The sequence below is a fragment of the Brevundimonas intermedia genome (genome assembly GCF_027922165.1).
Lineage (GTDB): Bacteria > Pseudomonadota > Alphaproteobacteria > Caulobacterales > Caulobacteraceae > Brevundimonas > Brevundimonas intermedia.
On the sequence record NZ_BSFD01000006.1, the window covers coordinates 19603 to 40387 of the forward strand.

A 20785-nucleotide genomic window follows, 5' to 3' on the forward strand; every position below is an offset into this window, starting at 1 on the left:
CGGCGCAAAGCCGATCCGGGCGTCAGCCGCCGGTCGGGCCCGTCGAGAAGTCGAACTGCTCCGGCTGGCGACGCGGCCCGCCGAAGTTCCAGGTCAGGCCGATGTAGAAGGCCCGCAGCTTGATGTCCTGGTCGGCCTGTTCGCGGAACTGCGGCGTCTCGAAGATGGTCGTGGTGTTGAAGGTGTTGAACAGGTCGCGGGCGGTGAAGTTGAACGACAACTGCTCGCTCAGCTTGCGGCGATAGCCGAGGTTGATCATGCCGCCGGCCTCGCGACGGCCCTGGGCCAGCAGGCTGTCGCCCTGCCAGAAGCTGGACACCTGGAGGAAGTCCTTGGCCGTCGGCTGCCAGTTCAGGCTGATCCGGCCGCTGGCCAGGGTCGCCTCCCTGTCGTCGCCGCCGACCACGGCGCCGGCCTCGATCTCCTGACGGAAGACATTGACCCCGGCGCTGTAGCGCAGGGTCGACAGCAGGCGGCCGTTCGCCGTCGCCTCGACCCCCAGGTCCTGACGCGAACCCAGGTTCTCGGGCCGGGTCAGGAAGACGTCGCCGCCGATGTCGGTCGTCACGTCGGTGAAGGCCTTGTCCGTGTTCCGCAGATAGGCCGTCGCCTGGTAGAAGCTCTGGCCCTTGCGCAACTGCCACATGGCCTCGAACGAGTCCGTTTCCTGCGGCTCGAGATCCGGATTGCCCGACCGCACGTTCAAAGGATCCTGATAGGTCACCAGCGGGTTCAGCTGGGCGGGCTGGGGCCGCTGGATGCGGCGCGAATAGCTGGCGCGCAGGGTCTGGGTTTCCGACAGCTGATATTGCAGGTGAGCCGTCGGATAGGTGCGGAAATAGTCCTGAGAGGCCGAGGCGCCGCCCGTCAGATCCTTGATCTCGACCTCGGCCTGCTCCAGCCGCAGACCCAGTTGGGCCGACAGCTTGTCGCCCAGGGGCCGTTCGTAGGTAGTGTAGAGGGCGTGCACCGTCTGCTCGGCCTCGAACCGGTTGTTCAGCCCCGGCGCCGGCGCCAGGGCCGCCTCGGACGGTCCGCGCAGGAACTCAGCCTCCTGCTCGGGCTGCTGGATGTTCAGCTCATACCCCAGCCGCAGCTTGCCCCCGTCGGACATCGGACGGGTGTAGGCGCTGGTGAAGCCCCAGGTGACCTGATCAACAAGGTTGCGCGTCCGCTCGTACAGATCGGCCCCGGCCGGCGTCAGGAAGATGGAGCGCGCCTGGCCGTCGCTTTCATTGCCGTTGGAATCGTAGCGCAGTTCGTTCGACCACTCGTGGCCGTCGCCGGTGAAGCGGCGCAGCACTCGCGCCGTGGCGCCCCAGTTGGTGAAGTCGAAATCCGACGAGCCGTCGCGACGGTAGGCGCTGGTCACGGCGCCGGCCGCATTGCGCGTCTCGTACAGGCTGGAGGTCGATCCGGTCCCGTCGAAGGCGACGCCGCGCAGTTCGCCGGTCACCTGGGTCTTGTCGTCCAGCTTGTATTCGGCGGTGAAGCGGCCGATGAGCCCGTTCTGTTCGGACTCGATCGGCTGATCGACCGTAGTGGTCGCGATCAGCGCGCCCGTCGTCGGATCGAACTGCTGACGCACGCGGTTGAAGCTCAGCTCGGTGGGGTCGGAGCGATAGCTGGCGTCGCCCGACAAGGTCAGGCGGTCCTTCTGCCACGACCCGCTGAGGCCGGCGTTCCAGCGTCCGTTGTCGCCGATGTTCACCCGCACGGAGCCGGTGGTCTGGGTTCCCGGCTTGGGCGCCGTCGGCTTGGTGATCAGGTTGATGACCCCGCCCGAGCCTTCGGGGCTATAGGCGGCGGAGGGGTTGGTCATGACCTCGATCCGCGCATACTGGCTGGCCGGGAGTTGGATGAGCGCCTGACCGCGACCGGGGCCGGTCAGGATTCCGGACGGCCGCCCGTCGACCAGGATGGTGACGTTCGAATCGCCACGCAGCGACACATTGCCTTCCGGGTCCACATCGACCGAGGGCACATTGCGCAGGGCGTCGGCCAGGCTGCCGGTCGTCGCCTGCAGATCATTGGCCAGGCTGTAGCTGACCGAATCGATTGAGGTGCGGACCTGGTCCGCACGCCCGGTCACCGTCACGTCGCCGACCGTGGCGGGCGCTTCCTGAGCCGGGGCCGGCTGGGCTGCGGGCTGTTGGGTTGCGGACGGCTGGGTCGCGGGCTGGCCGGAAGAGGACTGGGCGCCGGACTGGGCCGGAGTCGAAGGCCCCGTCGTAGCCGGCGCCGGCGGGGCGCCCGCAGACTGAGCCCATGCTCCCCCCGCAACACCCGAAACGGCGACGCCGAGCATTAGCGCGAACTTGAAGGATTTCATAGCTTTGCGACCCCAATACGACCCCGGCGTCAAGCCGTCCCCGTCGTGACGTCCCTGGAAATACCGAGGGCGCTTTGAAATGCAAAGTTACTTCTTGTCCATATGATTACCGCTTCGTCATGATGATGGCCGCACAGCCTGGGCCGGTCGGATGCCGGCGCGCTATAGCCGCGTCTCCCAAGCGGTCCACGCGGCGATAAGAACCATGGCCCCGGCCATCAGGGCCCGCACGCCGGAGCCTTGGCTACGCGCGATCAGGCCGCCGGCGCGGGCGGCCAGAACGACGATGAGACTGTGGACGGCCAGGCTGATCACCACATGGATGGCGCCCAGTGCGAGCGCCTGGGGCAGGGTCGGGCCGTGGCTGGGCCGGATGAAGCCGGGCAGCAGGGCGATGTAGAACAAGGCCGCCTTGGGGTTCAGCAGATTGGCTGTCAGTCCACGCAGGAACAGGGCGCGGCGCCGATGTTCGGTCTCTTGCGTCGGTTTGGCCGGATCGCCCTCGCCTCGCCACGCCTCCCAGGCGAGCCAGAGCAGGAAACCGACCCCGGCCCAGCGCACGGCCTGATACAGGGCCGGCCATTTCAGCACGATCTCGGTCAGGCCGAAGGCGGCGGCCAGCATCCACAGCGTCAACCCCAGGGTGATACCCGCCACCGCCGACAGCCCCGCCGTCCGCCCCTGAGACACAGACAACAGCGCCAGCCAGCCCATATTGGGGCCGGGCGTGAACTCGATCAGAACGACCGCAACCAGGAACGGCAGGATCACGCCTGGATCGACCGGCCCGTTCGTCAGAAATTCCATCCACGCCTCCGGCCTGAGGTCTAGGCCGTGTCGGGCGGCGGGTCCAATCGCGACCGGCGGGCCTTGGCCAGGCGTTGCATTCGGCCCGGCGGGGCGGCTAAGCCTTGTCGTCCTTCGTCGGAGTGCTTTTTCATGACCGTCCGCCTGTCGCGCCGCGCCCTGTTCGTTTCCGGAGGCGCGACGGCGCTGGCGGTCCAGTCCGTGGGCGCTCCGGTCTGGGCCCAGGCGGCCAATGACGACGCCGCCCTGGCCGAGGCGGTCGACGCCTATGTGAAGACCGCCATGGCGGCCTGGCCCGAGCAGCCGGCGCTGGGGATCGCCGTGGTCAAGGATGGAAAGCCGGTGCTGACGCGCGGCTATGGGGTCAAGGTCCAGGGCAAGGCCGCCCAGGCTGACGAACACACCCTGTTCGCCATCGCCTCGAACAGCAAGAACGTCACCGCCGCCGCACTGGCCACTCTGGTGGACGAGGGCAAGGTGAAGTGGGACGCGCCCATCAAGACCTATCTGCCCGATTTCCAGCTGGTCGATCCCTATATCGCCGACCACATCACGGTGCGCGACACCCTGAGCCACCGGGCCGGGTTCGGCCTGGGCGCCGGCGACCTGCTGTTCTGGCCCAACAGCGACCGGACCCGGGCCGAGGTCCTGGCCCAGGCCGCCTTCGTGCCGATCGAGGACGGGTTCCGGGCGCGCTATCACTATTGCAACCTGATGTTCGTGGTCGCGGGGGCGGTGATCGAGGCCGTGTCGGGCCTGACCTGGGAAGACTTCATCCAGACGCGCATTCTGGACCGCGTCGGCATGAGCGAGACCGTTCCCCTGGCGCGGTTGGCCGATCCGGCCAAGTCCGCCCTGCCCCACGGCCGGGTCGGACCGCCCCTGCGTTATCAGGGCGCGATGACCCAGATCGCAAACTCCATCGTCGATGTCTGGAACTGGGATTCGGCGGCGGCGGCGGGCGGAATCTGCACCACCCCGACGGACTGGGCCAAATGGATGACCATGCGGCTGAACGAGGGCCTGCTGCCCGACGGAACGCGGCTGTTCTCGGAAGCGGCGGCGCGCGAGATGGTCCGGCCCAATATCATTACCGGCAGTTCGCCGGGACCCACGGCGGAACTGCCGAACCGGGCCATCGCCTCGACCTACGCCATGGGGTTCCAGGTCCAGGACTATCGCGGCGAACGGCTGATCAGCCACGGGGGCGGCTCGCCCGGCGGGATTTCGGCGACGGTGCTGATCCCCGGCCGCAAGACCGGCTTCAGCATCTTCTCCAACGCCGAGGAGAGCTTCCTGCTGCGGGCGCTGCGTTCGGGCGTCGCCGACCTTTGCATGGGCAAGGTGGATGTGGACTGGATCGCCGATTCCAAACGGCTGGAGACCGAGGGGAACGCCAAGTCCATCAAGGCGGCGGCCGAGATCGACGCCAAACAGGCGGCCGGTGCTGCGCCGTCAATGCCGCTGGACGCCTATGCCGGAACCTGGCGCGATCCCTGGTACGGGGACATCGTGATCGCCCCCAAGACCGAAGGGCGGGGGCGCAATCGCAAGACCGGTCTGTGGCTCAGCTTCACCCACACCCCGGCGCTGCAAGGCTGGCTGGAGCCCTATGACGGCGAGACCTTCCGCACCCGGTTCCCGGACAAGCGGGAGGAGGACGCCTTCGTCACCTTCAACATCCAGACCGCCAAGCCCGCCACGGCGACGATGAAGGGGGTCTCGCCCGACATCGACTTCTCGTACGACTATCAGGATCTGAGATTGACGCGGGTCTAGGGGCGCAAGCCCAGGCCAGGTTCAGCGGGTGATCTCGAGCAGTTCCAGCTTGGCTTCCTGTTTCGGCCAGGGGATGACCAGCCGCCAGCGGTTCTGACCGATCCGTTCAAGAACGCCGACCTGATCACGCTCGCGGGTGTCGCCATAGGCAGGGAAGGCGGTTTCCGCCTCGCCCCAGGCCTGGGCTCCGATATAGACGAGGCGACGCTCCGTATCCGGATAGAGCAAGCCACGCGTGCGCTGCGAGCCCGTGGTCTTGGTGAGGACCAGGTCGCCGCCGGGTGTCAGTTCGACTGAGCAGGCGAACCAGGGATAGCCGACATAGGCCAGGCCCTGGCCCTCTGTGCGACGCCCCAGTTTGATGGTGCGGCAGCGATAAGTTCCGGGCGTGGGATGAAGACGTCCGGGCTGGGCCGCGTTGGGGTCCACCAGCGGCCCCAGGGCTTCGACCTGCTGCGCGAATCCAGCCGTTTCCGCCTCTGCGCGCGCCAGGCGCCAGGCCTGGTCCAGACGCCCCAAAATGCTGGCGTCGGCGGCTGAGGCGACACGGCGCCAGTCGGCGGCCCCGCCTTGGAGGCCGCCGACCGGGGCCGCCGCCTGTTGTTCGGGCGTGGCGCGGGCGGAGGGAGCGGCGCGGGCGGGCACGCCTGCGGCGGGTTCGGATACGGCGGGCGAAATCTCGGCCGCGCTGTTCGGGCTGTTTTCCCCGCAGGCCGAAAGGGCGGTCGCGGCGGCCATGGCGAGGAGAAGCGTGCGGCGCATGATCGAAGGGTCCCACGGAGGTTCCCCAGCCTAACGGCCAGGCCGCCGCAGGGTTCAGTCAGCCGCCGCTGGCCGGAACCAGTTCGATCAAGTCGAGGTTGGACTCGTACTGGGGCCAGGGCAGGACCAGGCGCCAGCGGGCGTCGCCGACCCGTTCAAGCACGGCGACCAGATCGCGGTCGGGGTTGCGGCCGTAGGAGTTGGCGGCGGGTTCCTGGGCAAGGGCCATGGAGCCGAGCAGCAGCATGTGGCGGTCGTTCTCGGGGAACAGCAGGCCGGAGGGGCGTTGGGACCCGGTCAGTTTGGTGAACTTCAAGCCGCGCGGGGTCTGTTCGATTCGGCAGGCGAACCAACCGTAGACGACATAGCCGAGACCTTCTTCGCCGCCCTGGGAGCCCAGTTTGACGGTGCGGCAGCGATAGGCGCCGGGGGGCGGGGCGACGTCGGAGCGGCCGGCGTAGGGGTCGATCAGGGCGCCGAGGCTGTCCAGGTCGCCCGAACCGCGTTGGCGGCGCGCCTGCTGCAAGGCCAGGCTCCAGGCGGCGTCGCGGCGCTGGTAGCGATCACGGTCTGCAGCGGTGATGATCCCGCGCCAGTCCATCAGGACCGCGCCGGTCCCCCCGCTGGGCGCCGGCGGAGGCGGCGGCGGCGGCGGTGGTGCGGAAGCGCAGGCCGCAGCGGCGAGCACCGCAGTCAGCGCGACGGGTCTGATCATGGCGCGAAGCCTGTCGGACGCCGAAGAGCGAGACTGTAAGCATTGACGCATCAAGGCTTCCCTTAAGGCTGGTCGAGGGCCGCGCCTGGCGACGCGGGCCCTTTTAGGCGCCGTATGGGCCGCCGACGTCAAGGCCGTTCGTGCGCCGCCCGGCCGGAGAGGCCCGGGAGCGCGGCCGGTCAGCCTTCGCTGTCGGCGACCTCGGCCTTGCGACGGGGCGCGCGGCGGCGGGGCGCGGGTTCTGCGTCCTCGGCGGTCTCGGCGGCGGGAACGGAGGAGCGGGTCAGGAAGCCCGGCAGAGCCGTCGGCGCCTCATCGTCGGCGGCGACGACAGCCGGACGACGCGACCGGCGCGCGGGACGCTCGTCCGCCGCCGGCGATTCGACGGGCGCCTCGAACGCAGGCTCGGCGGCCGGCGCGGCCTCGGCTTGAACGTCCGAGCCTTCATCCGACCCGGGGTTTTCCTGGTTGTCGAAGCGGCGGTTGCGTTCTTCGCGACGACGCTCCCAGCGTTCGCGACGGCTCTCGCGACGACCGCCGCCCTCGCCCTCGGCGCGGACCTCGCCGTCTTCGCGCGGCTCGCGGGGTTCGCGTGGAGGCTGGGCGTCGCGGTTCTGGTCGCGGTCGCGGTTCTGAGATTGGTCCCGGTCCCGGTCCCGCTCGCGATTGAAGTCGCGGTCACGGTTCTGGTCGCGATCGTTGCGGTCGCGATTGGGGTTCTGCTCGCGGTCCGCAGCCTCCTGGGCCTGACGGTCGGCGGCCTGCTGGGCGGCGACGAAGGCGGCGGCCTGGGCGCCGGACTCGTCCTCGAAATCGATGTCGAAGCCCTGGTTCGACTGTTCGCGCGCGGCGATGTCGGAGAAGGACCGCTGGGGCTGAAGGGCGCGCAGGACGCGGTAATAGTGTTCGGCGTGCTGCTGATAGTTTTCGGCCAGCACCCGGTCGCCGCCGGACGCCGCGTCGCGGGCCAGCTGCTGATAGCGCTCATAGACGGTCTGGGCGTTGCCGCGGACCTTGATGTTTTCGGGGCCTTGCGAGTCCCACGAACGATTCGGATTGGCGCTGTTGGCGTTCGAAGCGCCCGCCTTGTTCCGATTGCGTCCGCGCTGACGCTTCATGCCCTTGAAATCTCTCATTCGCGCTACCGTGTGCAGGGATGGAGCCCAGGCCAGCGGCCGGTTCCGTCCGTTTCGTGGTTCCGTTTCGCTCGGGGCCGATCCCCGATTGTCGAACTGTCGGAATGCCTTGTCGCCCGCATGGTGCGCCGGTCCTTTCGGGACAGACCGTCATGATCGGCTCAAGCCGCGAACAGCCGGGTGTAGGCCCGTAAAGCTGCGTTTGAGTGGGAGACGAGCGAGACTTAGCCTGTGCGACGGCGCTTTCCAAGGGGTATTCGTCAAAGCGTCGCACCCATAGGCCACAGCCCCGCTTTGCCGAAGGCCCTCGCCTGGGCTAGGCATGAACTTTGAGACGACGACGAGGCTTTTTCATGCGGGTTCTGGTTCTGGGCGGCGACGGCTTCTGCGGTTGGCCGACGGCCCTGCATCTGTCGGCCAACGGCTGGGACGTGATCATCGTCGACAACCTGAGCCGCCGGAACATCGACAACGAGCTGGAGGTCCAGTCGCTGACGCCGATCCGCACCATGGGCGAGCGGATCAAGGCTTGGAAAGCGGTGTCGGGCCGCGACATCGGCTTCGTCAATATGACCGTCGGCAAGGAGTTCGATCGCCTGGTCGCCCTGATCCGCGACCTGGCGCCCGACAGTGTGGTGCACTTCGCCGAACAGCGGGCGGCCCCCTATTCGATGAAGTCGGCGCGGCACAAGCTGTACACCGTCGACAACAATATCAACGCCACCAACCACCTGCTGGCCGCCATCGTCGAGAGCGGGCTGGACGTGCATCTGGCCCACCTGGGGACCATGGGGGTCTATGGCTACGGCACCGCCGGCCTGCGCATCCCCGAGGGCTATCTGAAGGTGACGGTGGACACCGACCACGGCCCGGCGGAACAGGAGATCCTGTTCCCGCCCAATCCGGGCAGCATCTATCATATGACCAAGACGCAGGACGCCCTGCTGTTCCAGTTCTACGCCCGCAACGACGCCTTGCGGATCACCGACCTGCACCAGGGCATCGTCTGGGGGACGCAGACGGTCGAGACCAAGCTGGACGAGCGGCTGATCAACCGGTTCGACTATGACGGCGACTATGGCACGGTGCTGAACCGGTTCCTGATGCAGGCGGCGGTCGGCTATCCGTTGACGGTTCACGGATCGGGCGGCCAGACCCGGGCCTTCATCCATATCCAGGACACGGTGCGCTGCGTCGAACTGGCGCTGAAGAACCCGCCCAAGCGCGGCGACCGGGTCAAGATTCTGAACCAGATGACCGAAAGCCGCCGGGTCCGCGACCTGGCCGCCCTGATCGCCGACAAGACCGGCGCGGTGATTCACAACGTCGCCAATCCGCGCCAGGAGGCCGACGAGAACGATCTGGTCGTCGCCAACGACCAGTTCCGCGACCTGGGGCTGAAGCCCATCACCCTGGCCCAGGGCCTGATGGACGAGGTGACCGAGGTCGCCCGACGCTATGCCGACCGGGCCGACCTGACGCGGGTGCCCTGTGTCTCGGCCTGGAACCAACGCCGGGCCGAGGCGCTGGAAAATGAAGCGCGGCCATATTCACCGTCTTCGTCGCCAAAAGTCCTGTCTGCCTGAGTAGATTTATGCCCGATTCCGCCCCTGTACCGTCCCTGCTGGTCTTCGGCGGCGGCTATCTGGGTCGCGCTGCGGCGCTGGAGGCGATCCGGCGCGGCGGCCGGGCGACGGCCACGTCCCGCGACCCCGAACGACGGCGCGCGCTGGCGGCCGAAGGGATGACCGCGATCGATCCAGCCGATGCGCAGTCGCTGAAGGGTGCGCTGGAGGCGGCGACGGCGGTGCTGGCGACAGCGGCGCCCGACTCCCACGGCTGTCCGGGGCTGCGCGCCCTGGCGCCGGTGGCGTCACAGGCCTGGCCCGATTGGATCGGCTATGTCTCCTCAACCAGCGTCTATGGCGACCGGGCGGGCGGCTGGGTGTTCGAGGACGGACCGTTGAACGCCGCAAGTCTGGAAGGCGCGCGGCGCGTGCGGGCCGAGCGCGACTGGCTGGACGGGGCGCAGGGGATGGGGCTGACGGTGCAGATCTTCCGCCTGCCCGGCTTCTATGGGCCGGGACGCAGCGTCGTGGATCGGCTGCGCGACGGGACGGCGAAACTGGTGAAGAAGCCGGGCCAGGTGTTCAACCGCATCCATGTGGACGACGTGGTCTCGGGCCTGTTCGCCTCGATGGATCGGCCGCGCCCCGGCGCCGCCTATAATCTGACCGACGACGCCCCTTCGCCGGCCGATGTGGTGACGGCCTGGGCCGCCGACCGGATGGGCCTGCCCCGCCCGCCCGAGGTCGACTGGACCGACGACAGCGTCAGCGAGGCCATGCGGCGCTTCTATCTGGACTCCAAACGCGTCTCGAACGCCCTGGCCAAGGCGGAGCTGGGCTGGCGGCCCGTCTATCCGAGCTGGCGCGAGGGGTTGGCGGCGCTGATGGACGCGCCGCCGCCCTTGAGGTTGGTCGGTTAAGTCCGCCTCAGGCCTTTTCGAACAGCTTGTTCCAGCGGCGCTTGTCGCGGGCCTTCCAGGCGCCGCGGTGATAGGCGTCGGAGCCGATCAGGGGGACGACGGTGGTGGCCTCGGCGAAGACCATCTGTTCGTGGGTGGTCTGGACCTTGCCCCACGACGCCGCCTCTTTCAGCGTCGAGGACGAGCAGGCCCCGTCGCGGACGTCGGCGACGGTGATCTGGACCGCATAGCGGTGCATCTCGGCCTCGACGCCCAGGATTTCGGCGCAGACGACGGTGTCCTGGGCGAAATTCTTGGGCACGCCGCCACCGACCATGAACAGGCCGGTGACGCCGGCGGCGATCTTGATATCGGTCAGTTCGCGGAAGTCGGCGATGGCGTCCAGCATTAGATAGGCCTGACCGGCGGCCGCGCGTTCCTTCTGATGCTTGACCAGGCCGAACCCGGCGGAGCTGTCGACGAAGGCCGGGCAGAAGATCGGCACGCCTTCTTCATAGGCGGTCTGGATCAGCGAGCCGGGCTTCTTGGCGTTGCCCTCGCTCAGCCACTTGCCCATCTCCCAGATGAACTCACGGCTGGAATAGCCGCGCGGCTCCAGCCGGTTGGCGATCTCCAGGATGGTGTGGTCGCAGGCCTGGAGCTCTTCCTCGTCGATATAGGTGTCGTAGATCCGGTCGATGTAGTTTTCGCGCAGGACGTTGTCGTCCACCTCGCCGGCGGCCTGATAGTGTTTGAAGCCCAGGGCCTCGAAGAAATCCATGTCCACGATCGAGGCGCCGGTGGCGACGACGGCGTCGACCATGCCGAACTTCACCATGTCGCGGTAGACGTGCATGCAGCCGCCGGCCGAGGTCGAACCGGCCAGGATCAGCCAGGGCGAGCAGTCCTTGTCCTCAATGGCCATGGAGAAGATGTCGGCGGCGCGGGCGGTGTCGCGCGACGAGAAGGACATCTTGCGCATCGAGTCGATGATCGGGCGGGCGTCGAAGGACGTGATGTCGACGTGTTCGACGACATTTTGCAGCAGCTGAGCCTTGGCGTTCGACGAAACGGGTGCGTTCATTTCGGAGGTTTCCCTTTTGATTTGAGCGCCCGTCATAGCCTTCTGGACCATCGGGACGGAGCGACCGAGGATCCTAATAGACCGTCAGCCTCGGGCTTGTCCCGAGGGCCCACCTGTCAGTCGCACAATCCCATCATCGGGGAGGCAAAACCGTGGGCCCTCGGGACAAGCCCGAGGGTGACGCAATCAAGTTACTTCCGGCGCGACTTGCGCTGACCGGCCTTACCTTTCGGACGTGACAGGCGCACGACCTTGCGGGCGTTCTCCTCGGCCGTGGTGCGCACGGTGGGGATGGAGCGCGGGGCCAGGCCGTAGAGCGAGGCCATCGGGGCGTCCTCGACCGCAGCGATATCGTGTTCGCCATAGCCGTTAAAGCCCGTCGACATGGCGACGCCATAGGCGCCGAGCATGCCGATCTCGATGAAGTCGCCTTCGCGGATGTCGGCCGGCAGCCAGAACGGGCCCGGCATATGGTCGATCGAGTCGCAGGTCGGACCGTAGAACTGGAACGCCTTCAGCTCGGACGCAGCCTCGCCGTCCCGGACCAGCTTGGTGGGGAAGGGCCAGCGCGAGTGGGTCGCGTCAAACAGCGAGCCGTACGAGCCGTCGTTCAGATACAGGGCGTCGCCCTTGCGCAGATCGACGCGGGCCAGGATTGACGAGGATTCGGCGACCAGGGCCCGGCCGGGCTCGCACCACAGCTCGGTCGTTTCCGACACCGGCATCTCGTTGAAGCCGCGATGGATGGCGTCCGCGTATTCGCTCATGTCCGGCGGGACCATGCCCGGATAGACCGAGGGGAAGCCGCCGCCGACATCGACGATGTCCACGATGACGCCGGCGCGGCTGATCGAACGGCCGACCTGGGCCATGGCGGCCTGGTAGGCGGTCGGACGCATGCACTGGGAGCCGACGTGGAAGCTGACGCCCATCAGACCGTCCTTGACCGCCTGGCGGGTGGCCATCAGCAGGGCCGGCGCCTGATCGGACGAAACGCCGAACTTGCCCGAAAGCGTATAGGCGGCGCCGTCGGCGGAAACCGCCATGCGCACGATGAGATTCAGGTCGTCCGCGCCGCCGGTGGCGTCGAGGATCTTGTTCAGCTCATCGACACAGTCGAGCGAGAAGGTCCGAACGCCATGTTCGAAATAGGCCTTGGTGATCGCAGACCGGCTTTTGACCGGGTGCATGAAGGCCAGGCGAACGTCATGGCTGACCGAGCGGACCAGCTCGATCTCGGCGATGGACGCCACGTCGAAACCGCGAACCCCGGCCTCGATCAGGGTCTCGATGACCCAAGACGACGGGTTCGCCTTCACGGCATAAAAGACGTCGGCCTTTAGATTATCCTGGAACCAGCGCGCCGCTACGGAAACCGAACGCGGCCGCACGAGGGCGACGGGACGTTCAGGGGACCGCTCACGGACCAGGTCCAGGGGAAGCTGATACGTGCGCAATTCACGTAACCCCCTGCTAATTGTGAAACCCAGACCGGCGTTAGCAGCGCTTAACGGTTAGACCACGGGGTCCGCCGGAAGGCGCGATATGGGGGTATCGAACTGTCATGTAAAGGGGTTTTTTCGTGGCGGGGCCTAGGTTTGGACTGTCACAAATCCCCTACGGCAGCGTCACAGGCCCCAAGGGGCTCGCGGTCGAGCTTTCTGCACCGATTATGGAAGGTCCGCACCTCGCCCCGACACGGACAATCGCGGCATAAAAGGCCACGAACGGCACGGCTCTGGACGACATCGCGCCCAACGTGCGATTAAGACTTGCCCAAACGCGCCTATCGCGTCATGCGGCGCCCGTTCGCCACAGCCTCCCAGCGAGTTCATGAGTTCATCCGCAGCCGCCGTCGCCCCCGGGCTAGTCCTGGCGCGTGACGTGTCGAAGACCTTCGGATCGCGAAAGGCGCTGGACGGCGTCTCGATTTCCGTCGCCTCGGGCGAGATGGTCGCCCTGATCGGCCCGTCAGGATCCGGCAAGTCCACGCTTCTGCGCTCCATCACCGGGCTTCAGTCGATCGACCCCGGCCAGGGGACGATCAGCGTCTTCGGCGAGACGGTTCAGAAGGACGGCCGCGTCACCGGCGCCGTGCGCAAGGCGCGCGGCAAGCTGGGCATGATCTTCCAGCAGTTCAATCTGGTCGGGCGCCTGAGCCTGTTCGCCAATGTCATGCTGGGCGCCCTGGGGCGACTGCCGGCTTGGCAAGGCCTGCTGGGCCTGTGGCCCCAGGCCGACAAGGACAGGGCCATGGCCGCCCTGCACCGGGTCGGGGTCAGCGACTACGCCGGGCAGCGCGCAAACACCCTATCGGGCGGCCAGCAGCAGCGCGGCGCCATTGCCCGCGCCATTGTACAAGGCGCAAAGGCCATCCTGGCCGACGAACCGGTCGCCTCGCTGGACCCGGTTTCGGCCCGCAAGGTCATGGAACTGCTGGTCGAGTTGAACAAGCGCGACGGCATGGGGGTGATCGTCACCCTTCACCAGGTCGACTACGCCATCCGCTACTGTGACCGCGTCATCGCGCTGCAGGGCGGCAAGATCGTCTATGACGGTCCCGCCACGGGCCTGGATCACCAGCGCCTGATCGATATCTACGGTCCTGAATTCGAGGACGCGTTCTGGGAGACCAAGGCATGAGCCTGTCCCGCAATCCCCTGTCCCGTCGCCTGTTCGCGGCGGCCGGCGCCGCCGTCCTGCTGCTGGGCGTCGCCTCGTGCGGCGGCGGCGATGAAAAACAGGCCGCCGGAGCCATGCCGTCGGAACTGACCTTCTCCATCCTGTCGGCGGAAGGCCAGGCGTCTTCCGGACCGCTGTGGCAACCGCTGCTGGATGACATGTCCAAGGCTGTCGGCGTGCCGGTGAAACCCTTCTTCGCAGGCAACTATAATGTCCTGATCGAAGCTATGCGTTTCAACCAGACCCAGGTGGCCTGGTTCTCGGCCAAGCCGGCGCTGGAAGCCGTGGACCGCGCACAGGGCGAGGTCATCGCCCGCATCGTCGATCCGGAAGGCCGCGACAGCTACACCTCGACCCTGATCGTGCGTAAGGGTTCGGGCGTCACGCTGGACAAGGTGCTGGCCTGCGGCAAGCAGTATGACTTCGGCATCGGCGACGCCCAGTCGACCTCGGGCACCCTGGCCCCGCTGACCTTCCTGTTCAATCCGCGCGGCATCGTGCCGAACCAGTGTTTCAAGACCGTGCGCTCCGCCAGCCACCAGGCCAACGCCTTCGCCGTCGCCACCGGCGTGGTCGATGTGGCCACCTCGAACTCGGTCAACACCGTCTTCATGCGTCGCGAGAACCCGCAACTGGCGTCGCAGATCGAGGACATCTGGGTTTCGCCGCCGATTCCAGAATCGGGCATCGTCATCCGCGAGGATCTGGACCCGGCGCTGAAGGAGAAGCTGCGCAGCTTCTTCCTCACCTATGGCCAGGGCCAGGGGCCAGAGGCAGATCGCCAGCGCCAGGTGTTGGCCGGACTGAACTATTCGATGTTCCGCGCCGCCGACGATTCCTACCTGGATCCGGTCCGTGAGATGGTCGCTGACCAGAAGCTGAGCGAAGCCAAGGCCAAGAACGATCAGGCCGGCGTCGCCGCCGCCGAGCGCGACCTGGCCGCCCTGCGCGCCAAGCGTGAGGTCCAGCCTTGACCGACGTCACCGCAGACATGGCGGCACGGGGCGGCGTCGCCCCGGGAACCGTGCCCTCGGCCCCGACCAAGTCGCTGTCCTCGACCCTGTTCGACCTCCTGCTTTGGGGGGGTCTGGCGATCATACTGATCGCCAGCTTCGGCAAAGTCGACATGCAGAATTTCGGCCGGCTGTTCTCGGGCTCGTCGAACATCTCGACCTATGGCGCGGATCTGCTGCGGCCCGACTGGGCGGCCATCTTCCCGCCCGGCGACTTCTGGACCTCCTTCACCCACATATTCACCCAGCCGACGACCAGTCTGGCCGGCCAGATGTGGCTGACGGTGCAGATCGCCCTGTGGGGCACCTTCCTGGCCGTCTTCCTGGCCCTGCCGCTCAGCCTGATGGCGTCGCGCAACATCGCGCCGGGCTGGATGGTCTTCATCGTGCGCCGGTTTATGGACCTGCTGCGGTCGATCCCCGACCTGGTCATCGCCACCCTGTTCATCGTCGCCGTCGGCCTGGGCCCGCTGGCCGGGGTGCTCGCCCTGGCGCTCAACACCGGCGGGGTGCTGGCCAAACTGTTCTCGGAAGCGGTCGAGTCGATCGACAAGGGACCGGTCGAGGGCGTGCGCGCCACGGGCGCCGGCAAGCTGCACGAGATCGTCTGGGGCGTCTTCCCCCAGGTCGCGCCGCTGTGGACCTCGTTCGCCCTGTACCGGTTCGAATCGAACAGCCGCGCGGCCACCGTGCTGGGCCTGATCGGCGCGGGCGGCATCGGCCAGACCCTGTTCGAAAGCATCCAGGCCTTCGACTATAGCCGCGTCGCCGCCATCGCCATTGTCATCGTGGTGGCCGTGACCTTGATCGACACCCTGTCCCAGGTCATGCGCAAACGCCTGCTGTAACGGTTTCGCCCCCTGTCTCGCTGCCGGGACGCGGGAAAAACCTTCACAATCGTCTGGTCTAAACGTCGTGAAATCGATGCTCAGGGAGAGCGCAGAATGATCCGCACACTGAAACTGACAACGGCGGCAGCCGCGCTTCTGGCCCTGGCGGCCTGCGGCGACGGCGGCTCCGGCGGCGGGTCCTCGGGCGCTCGTTCGGGCATCTGGTCGGCCGGTTCGTCCACCGTCTTCCCCTTCGCCACGCGTGTGGCCGAGAATTTCGCCCGTACCTCGGGCGGTTCGGCGCCGCGCGTCGAATCCCTGGGCACCGGCGGCGGCATCCAGGCCTTCTGCCAGGGCGTCGGCCCGACCACGCCGGACATTGCCAACGCCTCGCGCCAGATGAAGGCGTCCGAGTTCGACCTGTGCGCCAAGAACGGCGTGACTGAAATCGTCGAGATCAAGATCGGCTTCGACGGCATCGTCATCGCCACGGCGCGCAACGGCAACAGCTTCAACTTCGAGCTGAACGACATCTACGAAGGCCTGGCCAAGGAAGTCCCCGGACCGAACGGCGCCTTCATCGCCAATCCCGCGACGACCTGGAATCAGGTCAACGCCGGCCTGCCGAACCAACGCATCCAGGTCTATGGCCCGCCGCCCACTTCGGGCACGCGCGACGCCTTCCTGGAGCTGGGCATGACGCCAGGCGCGAAGCTGGTGCCCGCCGCCGCCGCCGTGGAAAAGGCCGACAAGGACCGGTTCGAGGCCCTGGCCCACACCCTGCGTGAAGACGGCGCCTGGATCGACTCGGGCGAAAATGACAACGCCATCGTCCAGACCCTGACCCGCACCCCCGGCTCCCTGGGCGTGTTCGGCTATTCCTTCCTGGAACAGAACCTGGACACGGTGAAGCCCGAGACCATCGACGGCGTCACGCCCAATGCGGACACCATCGCCAGCGGCGAATACCCGCTGTCGCGCAGCCTCTACATCTATGTGAAGAAGGCCCATGTCGGGGTGATCCCCGGCCTTCAGCAGTTCGTGCAGGAATTCCTGTCCGAAGGTTCGGCCGGCAAAGGCGGCTATCTGGCCGATCGCGGCCTGATCCCGCTGCCGGAAGATCAACTCGTCGCTCAACGCGCCATCGTTTCAGCGATGACGCCGATGCAACGGCCCGCCAAGTAACGACGCTCTCCCTGAAAGCTACCCGCCCCTTTCCTCAGCCGGTCCGTCGGCTATGATGGGGGCGGGATAGCAATCAGGAAAACCCTATGACTTCTCAGCCCGCGCGTCTGCGCAAGGCCGTGCTGCCTGTCGCCGGTCTCGGCACCCGTGTCCTCCCCGGCACGAAGACCACGCCGAAGGAACTGCTGAACGTCGTCGATCGGCCGATCCTTTCGTATATCGTCGAAGAGGCCCGCGAGGCCGGGATCGAGCATATCGTCTTCGTCACCGGCCGCTCCAAAGGTGCGATCGAGGACTATTTCGATCACCAGATCGAGCTGGAAAGCCAGCTGGAAGCCAAGGGCAAGACCGAGATCCTGGACCAGCTGCGGGCCGAACTGCCGAACGCCGGCGAGATGAGCTTCACCCGCCAGATGTCGCCCAAGGGCCTGGGCCACGCCGTCTGGTGCGCCCGCGACATCATCGGACATGAACCCTTCGCCGTCCTGCTGCCCGATGTCATCGTCGACAGCCGGCCGGGCGCGCTGAAGCAGCTGATCGACGCCTATAACGAGGTCGGCGGCAATCTGATCGGCGTCGAGGCCGTGCCCGAGAGCGAAACCCACAAATACGGCATCGTCGATCCGGCCAGCCGTGAGGGCCGCCGCATCACCATGAAGGGGATGATCGAAAAGCCGGCCAAGGGCACGGCGCCGTCGAACCTGTCGATCTCGGGCCGCTATATCCTGCAGCCGGAAATCTTCGACCTGCTGGCCACCCAGGAACGCGGCGCCGGCAACGAGATTCAGCTGACCGACGCCATGGCCCGCCTGATGGCCGACCAGTTGTTCACCGCCGTCGAATACGAAGGCGTGACCCATGACTGCGGCGACAAGATCGGCCTGCTGAAAGCCAATGTCGCCCTGGCCCTGAAACGCCCCGACCTGGGCGAGGCCGCCCGCGCGGCGGTGACGGCCTTGCTGTAAACACGGCGACTTTTCTCCCTCCCCCTGCGGGGGAGGGGCGTCGCGTCAGCGACGGGGCGGGGGCGGCAAGGCGATGTCGCACGGATCTTATGTCGGTGATGCTTCACCCGGCCCTTCCCACCCGGCTTCGGCTACGCCTTCGCCCCCCTCCCCCGCAGGGGGAGGGAGAAGACGTTGAGCCGATGGCCCGCCCCTGCTAACCCTCCGCGCAAATCATCAGGAGACGAACCATGGCCACTTCCGAAGGCTGGGACATGCCGACCGGCGACCTCATGAAGGGCAAGAAGGGCCTGATCATGGGCGTGGCCAATTCCAGCTCCATCGCCTGGGGCATCGCCTCGCAACTGGCGGCCCAAGGCGCGGAACTGGCCTTCACCTATCTGGGCGAAAGCCTGGAGCGTCGCGTGCGCCCGTTGGCCGAAAGCGTCGGCGCCAAGCTGCTGATCCAGGCCGACGTCACCGACGACGCCTCGATGGACGCCGCCTTCGCCGAACTGGAAAAGACCTTCGGCACGATCGACTTCGTCGTCCACTCGGTGGCCTTCGCCAACAAGGACGAGCTGAAGGGCTCCTTCGTCGACAACACCACGCGCGACAGCTTCCTGCTGGCCATGAACATCTCGGCCTTCAGCTTCGTGGACGTGTCCAAACGAGCCGCCAAGCTGATGCCGAACGGCGGCAGCCTGATCACCCTGACCTATCTGGGGTCGGAGCGGGTCATTCCGAACTACAACACCATGGGCGTGGCCAAGGCGGCGCTGGAGGCGGCGACCCGCTATATCGCCCGCGACCTGGGGCCCAAGAACATCCGCGTCAACGCCATCTCGGCCGGGGCCATGCGCACCCTGTCGCTGGCCGGCATCTCGGGCGGGCGCGGCCTGCATTCCAAGAGCGCCCAGTTCTCGCTGATCAAGGAAGAGACCTCGATGGAGGGCGTCGCCGGCGCCGCCCTGTGGCTGTGCTCGGACCTGGGTCGTTCGACCACGGGCGAGGTCGTCCACGTCGATGCGGGCTTCCACGCCGTGGGCCTGCCGGACGACATGGAGAGCTGATCCCGCTCTTCCGCCGCTTACGGCGACGGTTTAAGGCCGGGGCATGACTGCCCCGGCCTTTTCCATGCGCGCCCCACCTGCCTCCGCCTTTTCATCGGCCGCCGTCGCCACGGCGATCGGCTTCGGCGGGACGGTGGCCCTGGTGGTTCAGGCGGGGCAGGCCCTGGGCGCGGACGCCGGGCAGATCGGCTCCATGGTCACGGCCCTTTGCCTGGCCATCGGCGTTCCGGGCGCCCTGCTGAGCTGGCGGCTGAAGATCCCTGTGGTCCTGGCCTGGTCGACGCCGGGCGCGGCCCTGCTGGCCGCTTCGACGCTGGGGCTGTCGTGGCAGACGGCGGTCGGCGCCTTCGTCTTTGCCGCCCTGCTGATGATCCTGACCGGCCTGATCCCGGCGCTGGGGCGACTGGCGGGGCGGATCCCGTCGGCGGTAGCCTCGGCCATGCTGGCGGGCGTGCTGCTGCCCTTCGTGATGCGACTGTTCAAGGTCGTGCCGGACGACGGGGTTCTGGTCGTGGGCCTGATCGCGGTCTTTCTGGTCTTTCGGCGGCTCTGGCCGACCTGGGCCCTGCCCGCCGTGCTGGCGGCGGCCTTTGCGGTTCTGGCGGTGCGCGGCCAGCTGGCCCTGCCCGCGGGGACCGGCCTGTTCGGCCACCTGGGGCCCGTGGTTCCCGCCTTCGACTGGAAGGCGGCGGTCAGCCTGGGCTTCCCCCTGTTCCTGGTGACCCTGGCGGCGCAGAACCTGCCGGGTCTGGTGGTGCTGCAGAGCGCCGGCTATCCGCCCCCCGCCAACCGGCTGATCCTGGCGACCGGGATCGCCAGCCTGGTCGCCGCGCCGTTCGGCGCGCACGGGGTCAATCTGGCCGCCATTACGGCGGCGATCTGCACCGGCCCCGACGCCCATCCGGATGCAGGCCAGCGCTGGGTGGTGGGGGTGATCTACGGCGGCTTCTATCTGATCACGGCCCTGTTCGCCGCGCCGCTGGCGGGCCTGTTCATCGCCATGCCCCCGGCTGTGCTGGCGGCCGTAACGGGCCTGGCCCTGATCGCCCCCCTGACCGGCGCCTTACAGAGCCTGACGGCCGATGCGCCATCGCGCGAGGCCGCCGTCCTGACCTTTGCGGCGACGGCCTCGGGCCTGGCCCTGTTCGGGGTGGGATCGGCCTTCTGGGGCCTGGTGGTCGGCTTCGCGGCCCTGGGCGCGGGCCGCTTCCTCCGGCGCGGTTAGTCCCGCGCCGGAATGTTCAGGCCGCGCTGAACGGCCGGACGGGCCAGGCCGCGTTCCAGCCAGGCGGCGACGCGGGGGAAGTCCGCAAAGCCGACAATCTCGCCCGCCTCGTAGAAGCCGATCAGATTGCGGACCCAGCCCAGGGTGGCGACGTCGGCGATGGAGTAATCCCCTACGATCCAGTCCCGGTCTTCAAGACGCGTCTCCAGCACGCCCAGCAGGCGGCGGCTTTCGGCGACGTAGCGGTCACGCGGACGCTTGTCCTCGTAGTCCTTGCCCGCAAACTTGTGGAAGAAGCCCAACTGGCCGAACATCGGGCCGATCGCGCCCATCTGGAACATGACCCACTGGATGGTCTCGTACCGGGTCGCAGGATCGGCGGAGAGCAGTTTGCCCGTCTTCTCCGCCAGATAGATCAGGATGGCGCCGGATTCGAACAGGGCCAGCGGCTGTCCGCCGGGGCCGTCCGGATCCAGGATCGCCGGGATCTTGCCGTTGGGATTCAGCGACAGATATTCCGGCCCCCAGGTCTCATTGGCCATGATGTCGATCAGGTGCGGCTCATAGGCCAGGCCGATCTCCTCCAGCATGATCGAGACCTTCACGCCGTTGGGCGTCGGCAGGGAATACAGCTGGAGCCGGTCGGGATGCTGGGCCGGCCAGCGGCGGGTGATCGGGAAGTCGGTCAGGGCGGTCATGGGTCAGCCTCGGCTTTGCGATAGGCCCTATGTCGGAGCTGACTTCCCGATCC

The 20785-nt window shown here is 67.4% G+C and carries 18 protein-coding genes; 10 read left to right on the forward strand and 8 right to left on the reverse strand.

Annotated features, from left to right (window positions below):
• Window positions 1-22: 22 nt before the first annotated feature.
• On the reverse strand, window positions 23-2332 hold the full coding sequence (locus tag PKE72_RS10325) for a TonB-dependent receptor domain-containing protein (protein ID WP_271165293.1): 2310 nt from the start codon (window positions 2330-2332) through the stop codon (window positions 23-25).
• Between the two features lie 162 nt (window positions 2333-2494).
• Complete coding sequence (locus tag PKE72_RS10330; protein ID WP_271165294.1) at window positions 2495-3139, reverse strand: LysE family translocator; 645 nt, start codon at window positions 3137-3139, stop codon at window positions 2495-2497.
• A gap of 132 nt (window positions 3140-3271) precedes the next feature.
• On the opposite strand from PKE72_RS10330, the gene PKE72_RS10335 reads away from it, so the two are divergent.
• Window positions 3272-4918 carry a serine hydrolase gene (locus PKE72_RS10335; protein ID WP_271165295.1) on the forward strand — a complete coding sequence of 549 codons (1647 nt, stop codon included), beginning with the start codon at window positions 3272-3274 and terminating at the stop codon, window positions 4916-4918.
• Between the two features lie 21 nt (window positions 4919-4939).
• Here PKE72_RS10335 and PKE72_RS10340 read toward each other — a convergent pair whose 3' ends face one another.
• The 3 genes from PKE72_RS10340 to PKE72_RS10350 all read right to left on the reverse strand — a co-directional run bounded on the left by PKE72_RS10340 (window position 4940) and on the right by PKE72_RS10350 (window position 7531).
• Window positions 4940-5680 (reverse strand): DUF4893 domain-containing protein, encoded by a 741-nt coding sequence (locus PKE72_RS10340; RefSeq protein ID WP_271165296.1) that lies wholly within the window; start codon window positions 5678-5680, stop codon window positions 4940-4942.
• Between the two features lie 58 nt (window positions 5681-5738).
• The gene (locus PKE72_RS10345) at window positions 5739-6395 is read right to left on the reverse strand and encodes a DUF4893 domain-containing protein (protein WP_271165297.1); all 657 of its coding nucleotides are present in this window, start codon (window positions 6393-6395) and stop codon (window positions 5739-5741) included.
• A 179-nt stretch (window positions 6396-6574) separates the two neighbouring features.
• Window positions 6575-7531 (reverse strand): DUF4167 domain-containing protein, encoded by a 957-nt coding sequence (locus PKE72_RS10350; RefSeq protein WP_271165298.1) that lies wholly within the window; start codon window positions 7529-7531, stop codon window positions 6575-6577.
• Window positions 7532-7884: 353 nt separating this feature from the next.
• Here PKE72_RS10350 and PKE72_RS10355 point away from each other — a divergent pair, with 353 nt between their 5' ends.
• Window positions 7885-9117: an NAD-dependent epimerase/dehydratase family protein gene (locus PKE72_RS10355; RefSeq protein ID WP_271165299.1), complete on the forward strand. Its 1233-nt coding sequence runs from the start codon at window positions 7885-7887 to the stop codon at window positions 9115-9117.
• 8 nt (window positions 9118-9125) lie between these two features.
• Window positions 9126-10019 (forward strand): NAD-dependent epimerase/dehydratase family protein, encoded by an 894-nt coding sequence (locus PKE72_RS10360; RefSeq protein WP_271165300.1) that lies wholly within the window; start codon window positions 9126-9128, stop codon window positions 10017-10019.
• Window positions 10020-10026: 7 nt separating this feature from the next.
• On the opposite strand, the gene PKE72_RS10365 is transcribed toward PKE72_RS10360, so the two are convergent.
• Both PKE72_RS10365 and PKE72_RS10370 read right to left on the reverse strand, forming a co-directional pair.
• On the reverse strand, window positions 10027-11082 hold the full coding sequence (locus PKE72_RS10365) for a 1,9-bis(guanidino)-5-aza-nonane synthase (RefSeq protein WP_422653188.1): 1056 nt from the start codon (window positions 11080-11082) through the stop codon (window positions 10027-10029).
• Window positions 11083-11273: 191 nt separating this feature from the next.
• A complete protein-coding gene (locus PKE72_RS10370) occupies window positions 11274-12539 on the reverse strand; it encodes a type III PLP-dependent enzyme (protein ID WP_271165302.1) in 1266 nt (421 codons plus the stop codon).
• Window positions 12540-12915: 376 nt separating this feature from the next.
• On the opposite strand from PKE72_RS10370, the gene phnC reads away from it, so the two are divergent.
• The 7 genes from phnC to PKE72_RS10405 all read left to right on the forward strand — a co-directional run bounded on the left by phnC (window position 12916) and on the right by PKE72_RS10405 (window position 20034).
• Window positions 12916-13725, forward strand: coding sequence for a phosphonate ABC transporter ATP-binding protein (phnC, locus tag PKE72_RS10375; protein WP_267515367.1), 810 nt, complete (start codon window positions 12916-12918; stop codon window positions 13723-13725).
• Window positions 13722-14738, forward strand: coding sequence for a phosphate/phosphite/phosphonate ABC transporter substrate-binding protein (gene phnD, locus PKE72_RS10380; RefSeq protein ID WP_271165303.1), 1017 nt, complete (start codon window positions 13722-13724; stop codon window positions 14736-14738). The genes phnC and phnD overlap by 4 nt, the downstream gene beginning before the upstream one ends.
• Before the next feature lie 17 nt (window positions 14739-14755).
• Complete coding sequence (phnE, locus tag PKE72_RS10385; protein ID WP_373878096.1) at window positions 14756-15625, forward strand: phosphonate ABC transporter, permease protein PhnE; 870 nt, start codon at window positions 14756-14758, stop codon at window positions 15623-15625.
• 96 nt (window positions 15626-15721) lie between these two features.
• Entirely contained in the window at window positions 15722-16792 is a 1071-nt protein-coding gene (locus PKE72_RS10390; protein WP_271165305.1) for a substrate-binding domain-containing protein, read from the forward strand.
• Window positions 16793-16878: 86 nt separating this feature from the next.
• Window positions 16879-17757 carry a UTP--glucose-1-phosphate uridylyltransferase GalU gene (gene galU, locus PKE72_RS10395; protein WP_271165306.1) on the forward strand — a complete coding sequence of 293 codons (879 nt, stop codon included), beginning with the start codon at window positions 16879-16881 and terminating at the stop codon, window positions 17755-17757.
• Window positions 17758-18011: 254 nt separating this feature from the next.
• Window positions 18012-18809, forward strand: a complete 798-nt coding sequence (locus tag PKE72_RS10400) for an enoyl-ACP reductase FabI (protein WP_267516691.1) — start codon at window positions 18012-18014, stop codon at window positions 18807-18809.
• A gap of 64 nt (window positions 18810-18873) precedes the next feature.
• The gene (locus tag PKE72_RS10405; RefSeq protein WP_271165307.1) at window positions 18874-20034 is read left to right on the forward strand and encodes a benzoate/H(+) symporter BenE family transporter; all 1161 of its coding nucleotides are present in this window, start codon (window positions 18874-18876) and stop codon (window positions 20032-20034) included.
• On the opposite strand, the gene PKE72_RS10410 is transcribed toward PKE72_RS10405, so the two are convergent.
• On the reverse strand, window positions 20031-20732 hold the full coding sequence (locus tag PKE72_RS10410; RefSeq protein ID WP_271165308.1) for a glutathione S-transferase N-terminal domain-containing protein: 702 nt from the start codon (window positions 20730-20732) through the stop codon (window positions 20031-20033). The two genes, PKE72_RS10405 and PKE72_RS10410, sit on opposite strands and share 4 nt — an antisense overlap.
• Window positions 20733-20785: the final 53 nt, after the last annotated feature.